The sequence below is a fragment of the Amycolatopsis circi genome (genome assembly GCF_003385235.1).
Taxonomy (GTDB): Bacteria; Actinomycetota; Actinomycetes; order Mycobacteriales; family Pseudonocardiaceae; genus Amycolatopsis; species Amycolatopsis circi.
This window is the reverse complement of sequence record NZ_PQIA01000011.1, coordinates 21973-37034: the sequence shown is the minus strand read 5'-3', so window position 1 is coordinate 37034 and position 15062 is coordinate 21973. Positions and strand designations below refer to the sequence as shown.

The window sequence follows — 15062 nt, the reverse complement described above, 5'->3', positions numbered from 1 at the left end:
GCCGGTTCACCCCGGTCTTGGAGAAACGAGAGCCGAAAAGCCGTGAAGGACTCCTTGAGGGAATCTGATTCCCTCAAGGAGTCCTTCACGGACCTTGCCTACGGAGCCACCGTGATCCGGTCCGCGGGCGGCGGAGCGATGCCCGGGTGCGCGCCGAGGTAGGCGATGAACGCATCCAGGTCCACCGGCCCGCCTGCCAGGTCGGTGCCCTTGGTGAACTCGGCGAACCCGTCGCCGCCGGCAGCGAGGAAGTTGTTCACCGACACCCGGTACTTGGCCGCCGGGTCGACCGCCGTGCCGTTGACCGTGATGTTCGAGACCCGCGAGCCGACCGGGGCGGCCGCCGAGTACGTGTAGTGCAGCGACTTCGAGATCTGCAGGATCTTGGTGCCGCCGGGCTGGCCCCACTGCTGTTCCAGCACGTTCTTCAGGTTGGCGCCGGTGAGCGTGATCGTCTGCATGATGTTCGAGAACGGCTGCACGGTGAACGCCTCGCCGTAGGTGACGACGCCGTCGCCTTCACCGGCCGAGGACGATTTGTACGTCAGGTCGGCGCGGATCCCGCCCGGGTTCGTCATCGCGATCACCGCGTTGTTGGACTTGGTCCCTTCGAGCTGAGCGTCGGCGATCACGTCGCCGAGCGGCGATTCGCCGGACGGCCCGCCCGCTGCGGGCAGGTCCGCGGTGATGGTGCCGACCTGCTTGTTCGCGATCGGCGCGGCCTTCGTCCTGGCCTCGTCGACGAGCTTCGTCACGGCCGGGTCCGGCGTGACGTCGCGGGTGACGATCTCGTTGTGCGCCTTGGTCTGCGACCGGACGACGTCGCGCGTGCGGCGGTCGATCTTCAGGTCGACGACCGACAGCAGCCGTCCGAACGACGCGCCCTGGATCACCGGCCGGGGCTGGCCCGCCGGGTCGTTGATCACGCAGTTGTACTGCTGGTGGCTGTGCGCGGTGAAGATCGCGTCGACCTTCGGCGTCACGTTCTTCGCGATGGTCGCCGCGTCGCCGTTCGGCTGGACCTTGCAGTCGTTCGGACCGGCTCCGGGCAGTGCCTCGTCGCCCTGGTGCAGCAGCACGACCTGGGCCTTGACGCCGAGCCGGTCGAGGATGTTCGCCGTGCGGTTGATCGCCTCGACCTCGTCGCCGAACTTGAGGCCCTTGATGGCTTCCGGCGTCACGACCGACGGGAGGTCCTTGAGCGTCGCGCCGATGATGCCGACCGGGACGCCGCCGGAGTACTGGATGCTGAACGGCAGCAGCGCGGGCAGTCCGTTGTCGAAGTACACATTGGACCCGAGCAGCGGGAAGCGCGCACCGTCGTAGCTCTTGCGGAACTGGCAGCCGTCGGTCTTGTTGCAGCCGCCGAACTGCATGCGCAGCAGTTCCTGGTAGCCCTCGTCGAACTCGTGGTTGCCCACCACGGACGCCTTCACGCCGAGTTCGTTGAGGAAGTCCATGGTCGGTTCGTCGTGGAACAGCGCCGAGATCACCGGCGACGCGCCGATGTTGTCGCCCGAGGACAGCACCATCGAGTTGCGCACCTGCGACTCGAGCTGCTTCACGTGCGTCGCGAGGTAGGCCGCGCCGCCCGCGTCCACCTTGGACCCGTCCGGGAGCGTGATCCGGCCGCTCGACCCCGACGGCGGCTCGAGGTTCCCGTGCAGGTCGTTGAGCGCGATGATCCGGACATCGGTGGTCTGTGCGGCCTCGGCGGGCGCGCTCGTGACGGCCACGGCGGCCAGTGCGGCCGCGGCGGTGGCCGCGAGCCGGGTGAAGAGCTTCATGTTTCCTCCGGTGTTCGCGCCCGCTTGACCCCTGATGCGGACGCCCGGCGAAGCAGTCTGCCCAAATCGGACGGTCCTGAACAGGGCAGAACGGTCGGTGGAGGGTGAAAGTTTCGGTAACGTTCGGCCGCGCCGCACCGATCTGCGCGTTAGGTGCCGAGGGGGACAAATGGAACTGAAGCTCGTCGTGCTCACGCTCGCGGTGGTGCTCTTGCTGATCGCTGGCACCGTCTTCGCGGCCTGGCGCTCTGAGCGGGCGGAACGAGACGACGAACCGCCCTCGCGGGAGCGCTGACCGATCGGTCGGCGAGCACTCGGCCATCTGGCCGATCCCCGGCCCAGTGCCTCGGGCTCTTCGACCGAAGTGCCCGCCCCGCAAGCTCAATACCGTTCTCGGTATGACGAACGCACAGGTCACCGCCCTGCAGTACGGGTTCATCGGGTTCCTCGCCGTATGGGCGACGATCCTGATCCCGCAGCTCGTACTCCAGTTCGCGCGCCACGGTCGCCTGCGGCTGCGCGGCCTGGTGACCACGGCGGCGGTCGTGTTCTACGCGTGCATGGCGCTGGCGGTCGTCTTCCTGCCGCTGCCCGGCCCGAACAGCCGCCGGCTGGAGCAGACCGTGCAGCTGGAGCCGTTCCAGTGGATCGCGGACATCCACACCGAGCTGGTGAAACACGGCCTTTCGGCGGCGGACTGGTTCACCACGCAGACCTTCCAGCAGGCCGCGATGAACGTGCTCTTGTTCGTACCGCTCGGTTTCTTCGCCCGGGTGCTGTGGCGCCGCGGCCTGGTGGGCGCGGTGGCGATCGGCTTCGCGGCCTCACTGGCCGTCGAGATCACCCAGCTCACCGCGAACTTCGGGACCGCGCCGTTCGCCTACCGGATCTTCGACGTCGACGACCTCATGACCAACACCTTCGGGGCCGGGCTCGGCTGGCTGGCCGGAGCGCTGCTGCTCGCTCTCGGTCCGATCTCTTCAACCCTCCGCGTGGAGCCTGCCCGGAGCGAGCGGATCGACCTCGCCAAGACGCGCTAACCGGGCTCGTCTCGCGATCGCGGCTTGGCGTGCCGCGCGGCGGTCTTCCAGGATCACGATCAGCGAAGCTATGGCGATGATCAGTGCTACCAAGCCGAGCACTAGCCACAGTTGCATGTGCTCTCCTCATCGACGCCGTTGTGCGAGAGATCACACAGGCTACCGATCAGGGCGCCGCGTTGGCTACCCCGCGTCGGGAGATCGTGCGGAGAACCAGTCCCGCTCATCGGCAACCCAGCGATCGAACCTCAGCCCGGCCTGGTCGAGCGCGGGTTCGAGGGAGAAGTTTTCGCAGGTGAAGGGCTGTTTCCAGGTCCGGTCGCCGAGGGAGTAGCGAACGGTGGCGGAGAGCTGGTCTCCGTCGCGGCGAACGTCTTCAAGGGCGATGCGCACGTCGCCGAGCTGGCCGCCGGAACCATCGGAGACCTGGTCGAACCAGGCGGGCGGATGCCATTCGACCAGCAGCTGTCCGCCAGGAGCCAGGTGTCGCCGCGCCGCCGCCAGCAGCGACTGCCGGTCCGGCCCGTTGACCAACTGGCTGCCCAGCACGACGACCGGGAACCGCCGGTCCAGCCGCAGCTCGTCGATCCGCGCGCACACGGTCTCCGCGCCCCGGACGTGCGCGAGCATCTCCGCCGATTCATCGACCGCCACCACCGGATGTCCCAGCGCGAGCAGCGGATGCGTCACGCGCCCGGACCCGCAGCCGAGTTCGAGCACCGCGGCGCCCGCCGGGATCGGCCCCGTGAATCACCTCCGGCTCGCCAGCGGCGGGCAGCTCCAGGTACAGGTCGACCGGGCAGCCGTCGGGCGTCACGCTCATGCCTCCCAGCGTGCCGGAAACTGGACCCATGCCCGCGAAACCCACCAAGGCCGAACAAGCCGCCGCGCACGGGGCCACCATCCCGGACGTACTGGCCCCCAACCTGAACGTGCTGTTCTGCGGCATCAACCCCGGCCTCTACTCCGGCGCGCTCGGCCTGCACTTCGCCCGCCCCGGCAACCGCTTCTGGCCCGCCCTCCACGCCAGCGGGTTCACCCCGCGCCAGCTGGACCCGAGCGAACAAGACCAGCTCCTCGACCTGGGCCTGGGCATCACCAACGTCGTAGCCCGGACCACCGCCCGCGCCGACGAGCTGTCCGACGACGAACTCCGCGAAGGCGGCGAGATCCTGACCAAGAAGGTCGAGAAGTACCGTCCGCGCTGGCTGGCAGTGGTCGGAATCACCGCCTACCGCGTCGCGTTCGGCGATCGCCGTGCCGCCGTCGGGCCACAGGACCGGACAATTGGGACAACGGAGGTCTGGCTCCTGCCCAATCCAAGCGGTTTGAACGCGCACTGGACCCCGAAAACCCTCGCTGGCGAGTTCGGCCGGCTGCGGGCACGGGCGGTCATCGGAGATTCACCCGAGCAGTTAAACCCTCAGTAGAGCTAACCCAGGTGGGCGGACCCTCGCTGCGCCGTTCACCCGCACCCCAGGGCCGATTTTCTACTGAGAGTTTGCTGCGACCGGCCGTTACGGCCAAGAGGGGGAAACCGCGTCACAAGCTGCTCTCGGCGGAGTCGAACCAGGGACAAGGTGTCGTTCCCGGCCGGTTCCGGCAGGGGGGACCGGCGGGCACGCCGAGGGGGCGTGCCGGTCACCGGGAGCGACCTCGAGGACGGAGGCCCGAGATGCGTGGCATCGAGCCCCACCGAACGCCCATGTCGGCTGGTCAGCCAGCCGGCGGTCGAAGCCTGGGAGTCGCGGTCGTCGACCCCATCCCGATTTTCCGCGAGGGCATCGCGGCGATGGTGCACCGCACGCTGGGCCTGCACTGGTCCGGTCAGGCGGCGAGCCATCACGCGGCGATGCAGTTGTGCGAGCAGGTCCGCCCGGACGTCGTGATCCTCGACTCCGCGCTCGACCCCAACTGCCATCTCGCGAAGCTGCTTAACGCGGGCGACCCGGCACTCGTGCTGGTCACCCTCGTGCGCGACACCAATCGCACCCAGCAGTACCTCGCCGCGGCCATCGGCGCGGGCGCGCACGCCATCGTGCCGCGCGCGGTCGATTCCCGGCGGCTCGCCGAGGCGGTCCGGCGCGCGCACCACGACCGGCGCTACATCGACCCGGCGCTGTCCGCGCTCACCGCACGGCCCAAACGCGAGCCGTCGCCAAGAGCCGCTCCGGTCGACGGTCAGCTCGTGCAGCCCAAGGGCGCCATGCCGCTTTCCCGGCGCGAGTACCAGGTCCTGCAGCTCGTCGCCGAAGGGCTGGAGAACTCCGGGATCGCGAAGCTGCTCTTCCTGTCCGTGGAAACCGTGCGGACCCACGTGAAGAGCATTCTCCGCAAGCTCTCCGCGCGCGACCGGACACACGCGGTGACCATCGCGTTCCGCAGCGGCATCCTGGTCCCGCAGCTCGACGACAGCGCCGGTCCCCCGGCGGTGCAACAGGCCGTGGCGCGCAGCACGCGGTGAGGCCGGCCGCTGGTCGATCCGTTGTTCCGAGCGAATTGCCGCCCCTGGAAGGGCGGATTCGCTTGCTCTGGTTACTGGTAGGTAATATCCTGATGTTACCGGCGAGTAAGGGAGCCAGTGCCCGGCCGGAAAGCCGAACACGACACGGAGTGACGACATGGGCCACTACAAGAGCAACGTCCGAGACCTGGAGTTCAACCTCTTCGAGGTACTCGGCGTGCAGGAACGGCTCGGCAAGGGCGTGCTCGCCGAGTCGGACGAGGAGACCGCCCGCGGCGTCTTGTCGGAGCTGAACAAGCTCGCCACCGGCCCGCTCGCCGAGTCCTACGCCGACGCGGACCGCAACCCGCCGGTGTATGACCCCAAGACGTTCAGCGTGACGATCCCCGAGTCGTTCAAGAAGAGCTACAAGGCGCTCATGGACGGCGAATGGTGGCGTCTCGGTCTCACCAACGACCTGGGCGGCTTCGGCCTCCCCCCGACGGTGCAGTGGGCCGCGGCCGAGCTGATCCTCGGCGCGAACGCCCCGCTGTTCATGTACCTGGCGGGCCCGAACTTCGCCATGATCGTGGACAAGAACGGCACCGAAGAGCAGAAGCACTGGGCTCAGCTGATGATCGACCGCGGCTGGGGAGCGACCATGGTGCTCACCGAGCCGGACGCCGGTTCGGACGTGGGCGCGGGCCGCACCAAGGCGGTCAAGCAGGAGGACGGCTCCTGGCACATCGACGGCGTGAAGCGGTTCATCACCTCGGCCGAGAACGACATGGTCGAGAACATCATGCACCTGGTGCTGGCCCGTCCCGAGGGTCCCGGCATCGAGACCAAGCCGGGCACCAAGGGCCTCTCGCTGTTCCTGGTCCCGAAGTTCCACTTCGACTCGAAGACCGGCGAGCTGGGCGAGCGCAACGGCGCCTACGTCACCAACATCGAGCACAAGATGGGCATCAAGGTGTCCACCACGTGCGAGCTGACGTTCGGCCAGCACGGCACCCCGGCCAAGGGCTGGCTGCTCGGCGAGGTGCACGACGGCATCGCGCAGATGTTCCAGGTCATCGAGTACGCCCGGATGATGGTCGGCACCAAGGCGATCGCCACGCTGTCCACGGGCTACCTGAACGCGCTGGAGTACGCCAAGGAGCGCGTGCAGGGCGCTGACCTGCCGAACATGCTGAACAAGGCCGCGCCGCGCGTCACGATCACGCACCACCCCGACGTGCGTCGTTCGCTGATGCTGCAGAAGGCGTACGCCGAGGGCCTGCGCGCGATCTACCTGTACACCGCTTCGTTCCAGGACCAGCTGTGGACCGGCGAAGGCGACGAAGCGGGCCTGAAGCTGGCGCACAGCGTCAACGACCTGCTGCTGCCGATCGTCAAGGGCGTCGGCTCCGAGCGCGCCACCGAGCAGCTCGTGCAGTCGCTGCAGACGCTCGGCGGTTCCGGCTTCCTGCAGGACTACCCGATCGAGCAGTATATCCGCGACGCGAAGATCGACTCGCTGTACGAGGGCACCACGGCCATCCAGTCGCTGGACTTCTTCTTCCGGAAGATCGTCCGCGACAAGGGCCAGGCGCTCGCGTACGTGGCGGGCGAGATCACCAAGTTCATCGAGTCGGAGGCGGGCAACGGCCGGCTCAAGAACGAGCGTGCGCTGCTCAAGCAGGCGCTCGAGGACACCCAGGGCATGCTGGGCTCGCTGATCGGCTACCTGACCTCGTCGCAGGAAGACCCGCAGAACATCAACAAGGTCGGCCAGCACACCGTGCGGCTGCTGATGTCGGTCGGCGACCTGCTGGTCGGCTGGAAGCTGCTGCAGGGAGCCGAGGTCGCGCTGGCCAAGCTCGACAACGGCGCGTCGGCCAAGGACAAGCCGTTCTACGAGGGCAAGCTGGCGGTGGCGTCGTTCTTCGCGAAGAGCGTGCTGCCGGAGCTGACCTCGCGCCGCGCCATCGTGGAGGCCGCGGACAACGCCCTCATGGAGATCGACGAAGCCGCGTTCTGATCGCACTGGCTGGAAAAATGCCCCGCTCCGCACCCGGACCGGGGCATTTTTCGTGCTTCCGGTGGCGGTGACCCCATGCGGGCGGTAAGCCGGGTTTGGCCTCCCGGGTTCCGGGCTATACCGGCCGAGCCCGGTCCTATCGCAGAAGGAGTTTTCGCCATGGCGGTTTCCGGCATCATCAGCGCGGTCGTGATCGGCCTGATCCTCGGCCTGCTCGGCAAGCTGGTCGCACCTGGAAAGCAAGCGATCCCGATCTGGCTGACGATCATCGTGGGCATCGTCGCCGCGTTCGTCGGCACCGCGATCGCCCGCGGGCTCGGCTACGCCGACACCAAGGGCATCGACTGGCTCGAGATCATCACGCAGGTCGTGCTGGCCGCGATCGGCGTAAGCCTCGCCGCCGGCCTGTACGGCAAGCGGAAGGTCCGGGGCTAGCTCAGTCGTTCAGCTCCGGCTCGAGCAGGCTCATCAGGTACATGTCGTGGTACTGGCCGTCGGGCCCGCGATGGCATTCGCGGTGCCTGCCGTCCTCCACGAACCCGACCTTGCGGTAGACGTGCCGCGCGCGCTCGTTCTCGGCGACCACCCAGAGCGCGATCAGGTGCAGCCGCATCACGTTGAACCCGTAGCGGCACATGAGTTTCAGCGCCTCGGTGCCGTATCCGCCGTCCCAGTGGTCGGTCTCGCCGATGTAGATGTCCAGCTCGGCGCGGCCGATCTCTGGGCGGGCGTCCCGCAGGTCGACGGCACCGATCAGCTTGCCCGTTTCGAGGGATTCGATGCCGAGCGCGACATTCTCGTACTTGTTCACCGGGCGTTCGTCGCCCCACTTGCGCAACTGCGCGAGCGACCGCGGATGGTCGCCGGTCATGTACCGGCCCACCTCCGGGTCGTGGATCCACCGGTAAAACGATTCGGCGTCCGACGGCTCGATCGCCCGCAGCCGCACTAGCTTCCCCGTGAGCATCTGGCCCCTTATTCTCGTTTAAGCACAAGGAAATCCGTGACGCCGACCAGTCCAAGGAACTGCCGCACCCCGGGCGGCATCGGCAGGCGCGATTCATCATGCACGAGTTGCGGATCACGCACGCGGTATTTACGGCCGCGTGTGAGCACCTCCGCCTCGCCCGCGGCGCGGACGTTGCGGACCCAGTCGGCGTCCGGCCCGTAGGTGAGCGCGACGACGAATCCGTCGTCGGTGCGGAAGATGTTCAGCGGGGTGCGGAACTCGCGGCCGGACTTCCGTCCGCGGTGCACGACCACCCCGAATCCGGGCAGCTTGTCGGCGAAGGGTTTCGTCACCCGGTTGGTGACCACGCGGTTGAACCGGGCGAGACGTTCTGGCAGCACCATGCCGTCGAGCGTAATCCAACGGATGTGGAATTTCCTGCCGGAGACGCGCTGTGCACCTGAGCGGACGGGTCTGGTGGGATGGGCCCGCAGTCAGACGCGAGGTGGGGAGCGGGCATGTCCGAGGAATGGCTCATGCGGCAGGATCCGCATTCAGCGGTGATCTTCGCGCAGAGCTTGATCGAGCATCCAGAGCGGCTCGAATACGTGCTTCTGGACGAAGAGGACGACTGGCTGGTCAGCGACGGCTCCAAGCTCGGCGGCGACTCGGAACGCAACCACGAGCTGTACGCCACGGTGTGCCTGCACGACACCGTCGAGATGGTGCCGCAGTTGACGGCGCTGGCGGGGCTGCCAGCCGGGATGGGCGCGAACTGGGACGCGGAAACCGCGACCTGGGAGCTGCTTTCGCCGACCGATCCGCTCGATGACGAAGAGGCTTCCGAGCGCCGGGCCGCCCGCGTCGCCGACTGGCCGCATCCCGGATCGCCGATGGACGAGGCGAACCTCAGCCTCGGGCTGATGGAGATCAGCACCGCGGCGGACGCTCCGGCGCGCAGCGTGCGTTACGTCAGTCGGGAAGACGACGGCAGGTGGATGTTCGTCGGCTTCGAGGTGCCGGACCCGGACGAGCAGACCGAGGTCGAGGTTGACACGCTGGAGCTCGGGCACGTGGCGCAGCTGTATCCGGAGGTGGTCGAGCTGCTGGACGCGGAGCCGGGCGAAGTGTTCTTCCGCGAGGCTCCGGATGCCGAGTGGTTGCAGGTAATCGACGACGGGGAGTGAACATGTCCGAGGAATGGCCGCTGCGACAGGACCCGGAATCCCCGGTGATCATCGCGCACGAGCTGGTGGAGCACCCGGAGAAACTGGCCTTCGTCGTCCTCGACGACGACGGGGACTGGTTCATCAGCGACGGCGCCGAGTTCGAAGAGGACATGGAGGTCAACCGCCAGCTGTTCGGCGCGATGGTCCTGCGCGAGGCGGTGGCCCTGCTGCCGCATCTGGTCGCGCTGGCCGACGTGCCCGCGGGGATGGCCGCGGACTGGGACGCGGAGCGGCTCACCTGGCTGCTCAGCTCGGTGTCGGATTCCGATGACGTCGACGAGGACCTGGCCCACCGCGACGCCCGGATCGCCGCCTGGACGCATCCCGGTTCGCCGCTGGAAGAAGTCCAGCTGAGCACCGGCTTGACCGAAATCGGAACGACCGCCACCGCTCCGGCGCGCGCGGTCCGCCAGGTCGTCCGGGAGCAGGACGGAACGTGGCTGTTCGTCGGCTTCGAGGTTCCCGAGGCGGAAGACTTCGAGGTGGAAGGCCTGGAACTGGAACACGTCGTGCAGCTGTACCCGGACGTCGTGTCGACCTTGCTCGCCGCGCCGGGCCAGGTGTTCGACCGCGCCGAACCCGGTGCGCCGTGGGAATTGGTGGAAGGCTGACGTCCTTTGTGGACCGTCTGAAATCGCAGACGCTTTCCCGTCGTCGTTGGTTGGGCGGCCCCGGCCGGATCAGTTCTACTGTGCCGACCCGCTCGCGCGCCGATGCGCCGCGGGCCGCCGATTTCGGGAGGTTCCGTCGATGACGACGAAGTCCGGGGATGGTTTGAGCCGCCGGTTGAACGGCAGGCACATCCGGTTCATCGCCTTGGGCTCGGCGATCGGCACCGGATTGTTCTACGGCTCCTCGGACACGATCGCCAAGGCCGGGCCGTCGGTCCTGCTCGCGTATCTCATTGGCGGAGCGGCGATTTTCTTCGTCCTGAGGGCGTTGGGCGAGATGGCCGTCAACGATCCCGCGCCCGGCTCGTTCGGCGAATACGCACGGAAACACCTGGGTCCGCTGGCAGGCTTCCTGACCGGCTGGACCTATGCGTTCGAGATGGTGATCGTCTGCGTCGCCGATGTGACAGCTTTGGCTGTGTATATGGGATTCTGGTTCCCCGACGTGCCACGGTGGATCTGGGTAGTGCTGACGATCCTGGTGATCGCCGCCGCAAACCTGGTCAGCGTACGGGTTTACGGTGAACTGGAATTCTGGTTCACCCTGGTCAAAGTAGTCGCCATCGTCGCGATGATCCTTGGCGGCGCGGCAATCCTGATCTTCGGCTTCGGTGCTAATTCCGGCAGCGTCACCAACCTGTGGTCCCACGGCGGCTGGTTCCCCAACGGCATCGGCGGTTTCATCGCTTCGTTCGCCTTGGTGATGTTCGCCTTCGGCGGCACGGAGATTCTCGGCCTCACCGCAGCCGAGTCGGAAGACCCGCGCACCGCCATGCCAAAGGCCGTCAACACCGTTCCCGTACGGGTCTTGCTTTTCTACGTGGCGACCCTGGCGATCATCATGATGCTGAACCCGTGGAACACGATCAGCACCTCCGGAAGCCCCTTCGTCCAAATCTTCGCCGGCCTTGGATTGCACTCCGCCGCAACGGTTCTGAACATCGTCGTGGTCACGGCCGCGCTGTCCGCCATCAACAGCGACATCTTCGGCGCCGGACGAATGATCTACGGCCTGGCCCAGCGAGGCCAAGCCCCCGCGGTCATGGCTCGGGTTACGCGCAATGGCATCCCGTGGATGACCGTTCTGGTCGTTGCTGCCGCCCTAAGCCTGGCTGTGGTTCTGAACTACCTGTTGCCGGACAGCGCTTTCCTGCTGATCGCGTCGGTGGGCACGTTCGCGACTGTGTGGGTTTGGTTCATGATCCTGCTGACGCACTACCGAGCCCGCCGCCGGTCGCCTGCTGCGGATCTGGCGTTCCCGGTGCCGTTCTGGCCGGTGGGTCAGGTTTTGACGATGGTGTTCATGGTGTTCATCTTCGTGGTGATGGCGTTCGCCGAGGACACCCGCCTGGCGCTCCTCGTCGGGGTGGTTTGGCTGGCGGTGCTGTGCGGGTTGTTTTGGTTCCACCGCAGGGCAACGCCGTCGGCTCTGCAGGAAGACGCGATGACTGACGCCGGGTAATCCGGAGCGCTCTGCCTGAATCGAAGCGCTCGTCCGGATGCGTTGCCAAGTGGAGCCTCGAGGCTTGCGCATCGCAGCCCAAAACACCAGTCGATCAACTGGCGACAGTCGAGGATCCGGAGGCTTACCAGAAGGGCTGGCTCAATCAGCGGGATGTGCGCTGCCGCAGCTGCGCTGAATGTCCATAATGGATTTCTTCGAAACAGTGCAGCCGAATAAGGCCAGAAGAAACTCGCAAGGGCCGCCTCCCGTTTCGGGAAGTGGCCCTCATGAGCTGCAAAAACAACCAAGAGAGCGGATGACGGGAATCGAACCCGCGTATTCAGCTTGGGAAGCTGATGTTCTACCATTGAACTACATCCGCAGTACTCGGCCAGCATACACAACCTCAGCACCCCCATGTCCAGCGGGGGCATGCCTTGACGCCCGCACGGCGAAGTGACAACACTTGTTGTCGACCCACGGTGCGGAGGTGCGCGATGGACGGCCCCGAGATGCCCCCGGAGATGTTTCGCCAAGGCGGGTTCCGGCTGGCAGCCCGAACGAGAGGTGCCACTGCGGACGAAGGCCAGCTCAAAAAGCTCCGGACGTTCGCGCAGCAGGAAGACGCCCTGGCCGACGCGGTCGTCGAGTGGCTGCACCGCGAACCCCACAATCAAACCCGAGTTGACCAAGCGCTGGCCGGGGAACAAGTCCCATCGGAACTCACAACCTTCATAGACCACGTCGAAGCCACCCCGTACTGGGTTGATCACCAAAGGCTCGTCAGCGGCGCGAAGGCGATCACCAGAGCGGGGCTGCTCGGGCTCTTCCCGCTCGGTGACATGTCGTTGATGGGCGGCTACCTAGCCTCGCGCGCGACGAAATCCCTGGTCGGCACCGGGGAAATCGAACATCGGGCACCGCGGCGGCTGGTCGAGACCGCGGCGTGGTGGATCGACGTCACGACCCCGGGGGCGCTCGAGAAACATGGCACGGGCTACCAGGCAGCGCTCCGGATTCGGCTGGTGCACGCGCACGTCCGTCGGGCGATGAACAACCGGCCTGACTGGGATTACGATCGGTGGGATCGTCCGGTCAATCAGGTCCAGACCGCGGGCACCCTCCTGCTCTTCTCGCTCGTCTACGTCTTCGGCACGCAACTCCTCGGCCTCCGCTACACCGCCCGCGAGAAGGCCGACATCCTGCATCTTTGGCGTTATGTCGGCTGGCTGATGGGCGTCGCTGACGAACTGCTGCCCGCCGACGAGGACGACGCTTGGCGGCTGCTCTGGATGCTCGCCGCCACCGAGTTCATTCCGGACGACGACTCGAAGCGGCTCGCCCGCGCCCTCGTCGATGCGCACGCGGCGATCGGCGAGGGGCGCGGGGCGGCCGGGAAGGTCCTCGCGCAGGTGAACGTCGGCGTGCATTCCGCGATCAGCCGGCTCGTGCTCGGGCGCGACAACGCCGACTTTCTCGGGCTGCCGGACAACCCGGTCGCGCAGGCCGCGGTGCTCGCCGTCGCGGGGGTGAATTACGCGGCGGAGACTGTCCGGCAGCTCGTCCCCGGGGCGACTGCGCTGCAGGAGGCGCTCGGTGCGTTCGGGCGCCGGCGGTACCTCAAGCGGCTGAACGGAGGGGTGCCTCGGCACCGCCTGCCCGCCCGATAGGCTGCATCCGTGCTGCTCAGTGACCGTGACCTCCGCAAAGAGCTCGACGCCGGCCGACTCGGCATCGACCCCTTCGACCCTGACATGGTCCAGCCGTCCAGCATCGACGTCCGGCTCGACCGTTACTTCCGGGTCTTCGACAACAGCAAGTACACCCACATCGACCCGCAGCTGCAGCAGGACGAGCTGACCTCGCTGGTCGAAAAAGAGGGCGACGAGCCGTTCGTGCTGCACCCCGGCGAGTTCGTGCTCGGGTCCACGTTCGAGCAGGTCTCCCTCGCCGACGACCTCGCCGGACGGCTCGAGGGCAAGTCCTCGCTCGGGCGCCTCGGGCTGCTCACCCACTCCACCGCGGGCTTCATCGACCCCGGCTTCTCCGGGCACATCACGCTCGAGCTGTCGAACGTCGCGAACCTGCCGATCACGCTGTGGCCAGGCATGAAAATCGGCCAGCTGTGCATTTTCCGGCTGTCCAGCTCGGCGGAATTCCCGTACGGCTCCAGCGAGGCCGGCTCCCGCTACCAGGGGCAGCGCGGGCCGACGCCGAGCCGGGCGTACAAGAACTTCCACCGCGTCGACACCTGGCGCTAAGCCGCTTTCACCGGGGCCTCCCAGTCGAGCCGGTAGTCCCACATGAACCGGTTCGGGTCGTCGGTCGCCGGTTTGCGCACGGCGCGGGAGATGAAGAAGTCGCGGAGCACGCGGCCGACCGGGCCGGGGGCTTTGGCGTCGCCGTTGCGTTTTCCTTGCGCCACAACGGCTTCGACCCGCTCCCGGCGCAACGCCTCGAAGGTCGTCAACGCGGCCGCCGGGTCGGGCACGTCGCGCAGGCACCTCGCGAGCGTCACCGCGTCCTCGATCGCCATCGACGCACCCTGGCCGGCCGCGGGTGACGTCGCGTGCGCGGCGTCGCCGATGAGGCCGATCCTGCCGCGGTGCCACACTGGGACCGTCGGAAAGTCGTACGTCGCCCACGGTTCGTAGATGTTTTCGCTGGCCTCGATGAGCGCGGTGGCCGGCGTGCGGTCGGGGCGGGCCAAGTCGAGCAGCCGCTTCCGCCAGCCCGGACCGCGCATCGCGGCGAGGTCGGATTCCGTCGGCTCGCTGGCGTGCGGCACGTTCGCGAACCACCAGATCACCCCGTCCGGGGCGAGCACGTACGCGAAGAATGCTTTGCGGCCGAACACCATGTGCATGACGCCCGGCTCGTCGTCGAGATCGAGGCCGCGCGCGAAGCCGCCGGTGTTGAGCAGCGGCACATACCGCGGCGACGGCGCGGAGGGATCGAGGATTCCGCGGACGGCCGACCGGAGGCCGTCCGCCCCGATCAGCAGGTCACCATGGGCTTTCGTGCCGTCGGCGAAGGTCGCGGTGACGCCGTCCGCCGTCTGCTGGGCGTCGGTCAGGCGCTTGCCGAACTCCGTGTGCACGCCGCGTCTGGCCGCCTCGTCACGCAGCGCCACATAGAGGTCGGAGCGCAAGACGGTCTGGCTCACCGTGCCGTCCGGCAGCGGCCCGCCGAGCGGGAACTCGCTGAGCCGACGGCCGTTGCCGAGCCTGAGCGTCATCCGCGGCGTGTCGAAGCCCAGGTCTTTGACCAGCGGTTTCAGGCCCAACGGCGTCAGCGCGTCGATACCGTTCACAGCGAGCGTCAGGAACGCGCCGACCCCTTCCGAGCTTCGGTCGTACGCCTCGTACAGCACCGGTTCGTGGCCCACCTCGTGCAGCGCGATCGCGGTGATCGCCCCCGCGATACCCCCGCCCGCGATCAAAACTCGTGCCATGATTCGTCCCCTCGAATATCTT

General features: G+C 67.3%; 16 protein-coding genes and 1 tRNA gene. 11 read left to right on the top strand and 6 right to left on the bottom strand.

Features of this window, described 5'->3' with window-relative positions; genetic code table 11:
* Window positions 1-98 precede the first annotated feature (98 nt).
* Window positions 99-1787, bottom strand: coding sequence for a bifunctional metallophosphatase/5'-nucleotidase (locus D0D37_RS05510; RefSeq protein WP_116199427.1), 1689 nt, complete (start codon window positions 1785-1787; stop codon window positions 99-101).
* Between the two features lie 169 nt (window positions 1788-1956).
* Here D0D37_RS05510 and D0D37_RS48425 point away from each other — a divergent pair, with 169 nt between their 5' ends.
* Together D0D37_RS48425 and D0D37_RS05505 are read left to right on the top strand one after the other, a co-directional pair.
* Window positions 1957-2082, top strand: a complete 126-nt coding sequence (locus D0D37_RS48425; protein WP_279630257.1) for a hypothetical protein — start codon at window positions 1957-1959, stop codon at window positions 2080-2082.
* 103 nt (window positions 2083-2185) lie between these two features.
* Entirely contained in the window at window positions 2186-2827 is a 642-nt protein-coding gene (locus D0D37_RS05505) for a VanZ family protein (RefSeq protein ID WP_116199426.1), read from the top strand.
* A 183-nt stretch (window positions 2828-3010) separates the two neighbouring features.
* Here the strand turns inward: D0D37_RS05505 and D0D37_RS05500 are convergent, their stop codons facing one another.
* On the bottom strand, window positions 3011-3517 hold the full coding sequence (locus tag D0D37_RS05500) for a class I SAM-dependent methyltransferase (protein ID WP_244223396.1): 507 nt from the start codon (window positions 3515-3517) through the stop codon (window positions 3011-3013).
* 161 nt (window positions 3518-3678) lie between these two features.
* On the opposite strand from D0D37_RS05500, the gene mug reads away from it, so the two are divergent.
* The 4 genes from mug (at window position 3679) to D0D37_RS05480 (ending at window position 7728) form a co-directional block, all read left to right on the top strand.
* Entirely contained in the window at window positions 3679-4257 is a 579-nt protein-coding gene (gene mug / locus D0D37_RS05495; protein ID WP_116199425.1) for a G/U mismatch-specific DNA glycosylase, read from the top strand.
* Between the two features lie 245 nt (window positions 4258-4502).
* Window positions 4503-5291, top strand: coding sequence for a response regulator transcription factor (locus D0D37_RS05490; protein WP_116199424.1), 789 nt, complete (start codon window positions 4503-4505; stop codon window positions 5289-5291).
* A gap of 157 nt (window positions 5292-5448) precedes the next feature.
* Entirely contained in the window at window positions 5449-7293 is a 1845-nt protein-coding gene (locus tag D0D37_RS05485) for an acyl-CoA dehydrogenase (RefSeq protein ID WP_116199423.1), read from the top strand.
* Between the two features lie 159 nt (window positions 7294-7452).
* Window positions 7453-7728 (top strand): GlsB/YeaQ/YmgE family stress response membrane protein, encoded by a 276-nt coding sequence (locus D0D37_RS05480; protein WP_116199422.1) that lies wholly within the window; start codon window positions 7453-7455, stop codon window positions 7726-7728.
* Between the two features lies 1 nt (window position 7729).
* Here D0D37_RS05480 and D0D37_RS05475 read toward each other — a convergent pair whose 3' ends face one another.
* Window positions 7730-8260 carry a GNAT family N-acetyltransferase gene (locus tag D0D37_RS05475; RefSeq protein ID WP_116199421.1) on the bottom strand — a complete coding sequence of 177 codons (531 nt, stop codon included), beginning with the start codon at window positions 8258-8260 and terminating at the stop codon, window positions 7730-7732.
* Between the two features lie 8 nt (window positions 8261-8268).
* Window positions 8269-8646 (bottom strand): nitroreductase family deazaflavin-dependent oxidoreductase, encoded by a 378-nt coding sequence (locus D0D37_RS05470; RefSeq protein WP_116199420.1) that lies wholly within the window; start codon window positions 8644-8646, stop codon window positions 8269-8271.
* A gap of 114 nt (window positions 8647-8760) precedes the next feature.
* Here D0D37_RS05470 and D0D37_RS05465 point away from each other — a divergent pair, with 114 nt between their 5' ends.
* From D0D37_RS05465 to D0D37_RS05455, 3 genes are all read left to right on the top strand, one after another.
* Window positions 8761-9429 carry a hypothetical protein gene (locus tag D0D37_RS05465; RefSeq protein ID WP_244223395.1) on the top strand — a complete coding sequence of 223 codons (669 nt, stop codon included), beginning with the start codon at window positions 8761-8763 and terminating at the stop codon, window positions 9427-9429.
* Window positions 9430-9431: 2 nt separating this feature from the next.
* On the top strand, window positions 9432-10082 hold the full coding sequence (locus tag D0D37_RS05460; protein ID WP_116199419.1) for a hypothetical protein: 651 nt from the start codon (window positions 9432-9434) through the stop codon (window positions 10080-10082).
* 139 nt (window positions 10083-10221) lie between these two features.
* On the top strand, window positions 10222-11604 hold the full coding sequence (locus tag D0D37_RS05455) for an amino acid permease (RefSeq protein WP_116199418.1): 1383 nt from the start codon (window positions 10222-10224) through the stop codon (window positions 11602-11604).
* A 293-nt stretch (window positions 11605-11897) separates the two neighbouring features.
* Here the strand turns inward: D0D37_RS05455 and D0D37_RS05450 are convergent.
* Window positions 11898-11968, bottom strand: a tRNA-Gly gene (locus D0D37_RS05450).
* 115 nt (window positions 11969-12083) lie between these two features.
* On the opposite strand from D0D37_RS05450, the gene D0D37_RS05445 reads away from it, so the two are divergent.
* Together D0D37_RS05445 and dcd are read left to right on the top strand one after the other, a co-directional pair.
* Entirely contained in the window at window positions 12084-13256 is a 1173-nt protein-coding gene (locus D0D37_RS05445) for an oxygenase MpaB family protein (RefSeq protein WP_244223394.1), read from the top strand.
* 9 nt (window positions 13257-13265) lie between these two features.
* Window positions 13266-13847: a dCTP deaminase gene (gene dcd, locus D0D37_RS05440; RefSeq protein ID WP_116199417.1), complete on the top strand. Its 582-nt coding sequence runs from the start codon at window positions 13266-13268 to the stop codon at window positions 13845-13847.
* Here the strand turns inward: dcd and D0D37_RS05435 are convergent.
* On the bottom strand, window positions 13844-15040 hold the full coding sequence (locus D0D37_RS05435; protein ID WP_116199416.1) for an FAD-dependent oxidoreductase: 1197 nt from the start codon (window positions 15038-15040) through the stop codon (window positions 13844-13846). The genes dcd and D0D37_RS05435 overlap by 4 nt on opposite strands.
* Between the last annotated feature and the right edge of the window lie 22 nt (window positions 15041-15062).

Excerpts from the sequence above, each read along its gene's own strand:
- D0D37_RS05490 (WP_116199424.1), top strand. The coding sequence starts at position 4,503 with ATGCGTGGCATCGAGCCCCACCGAACGCCCATGTCGGCTGGTCAGCCA.
- D0D37_RS05460 (WP_116199419.1), top strand. The coding sequence starts at position 9,432 with ATGTCCGAGGAATGGCCGCTGCGACAGGACCCGGAATCCCCGGTGATC.
- D0D37_RS05505 (WP_116199426.1), top strand. The coding sequence starts at position 2,186 with ATGACGAACGCACAGGTCACCGCCCTGCAGTACGGGTTCATCGGGTTC.
- D0D37_RS05455 (WP_116199418.1), top strand. The coding sequence starts at position 10,222 with ATGACGACGAAGTCCGGGGATGGTTTGAGCCGCCGGTTGAACGGCAGG.
- D0D37_RS05480 (WP_116199422.1), top strand. The coding sequence starts at position 7,453 with ATGGCGGTTTCCGGCATCATCAGCGCGGTCGTGATCGGCCTGATCCTC.
- D0D37_RS05470 (WP_116199420.1), bottom strand. The coding sequence starts at position 8,646 with ATGGTGCTGCCAGAACGTCTCGCCCGGTTCAACCGCGTGGTCACCAAC.
- D0D37_RS05465 (WP_244223395.1), top strand. The coding sequence starts at position 8,761 with ATGTCCGAGGAATGGCTCATGCGGCAGGATCCGCATTCAGCGGTGATC.
- D0D37_RS05445 (WP_244223394.1), top strand. The coding sequence starts at position 12,084 with ATGGACGGCCCCGAGATGCCCCCGGAGATGTTTCGCCAAGGCGGGTTC.
- mug (WP_116199425.1), top strand. The coding sequence starts at position 3,679 with ATGCCCGCGAAACCCACCAAGGCCGAACAAGCCGCCGCGCACGGGGCC.
- D0D37_RS05510 (WP_116199427.1), bottom strand. The coding sequence starts at position 1,787 with ATGAAGCTCTTCACCCGGCTCGCGGCCACCGCCGCGGCCGCACTGGCC.
- D0D37_RS48425 (WP_279630257.1), top strand. The coding sequence starts at position 1,957 with ATGGAACTGAAGCTCGTCGTGCTCACGCTCGCGGTGGTGCTCTTGCTG.
- D0D37_RS05435 (WP_116199416.1), bottom strand. The coding sequence starts at position 15,040 with ATGGCACGAGTTTTGATCGCGGGCGGGGGTATCGCGGGGGCGATCACC.
- D0D37_RS05485 (WP_116199423.1), top strand. The coding sequence starts at position 5,449 with ATGGGCCACTACAAGAGCAACGTCCGAGACCTGGAGTTCAACCTCTTC.
- D0D37_RS05475 (WP_116199421.1), bottom strand. The coding sequence starts at position 8,260 with ATGCTCACGGGGAAGCTAGTGCGGCTGCGGGCGATCGAGCCGTCGGAC.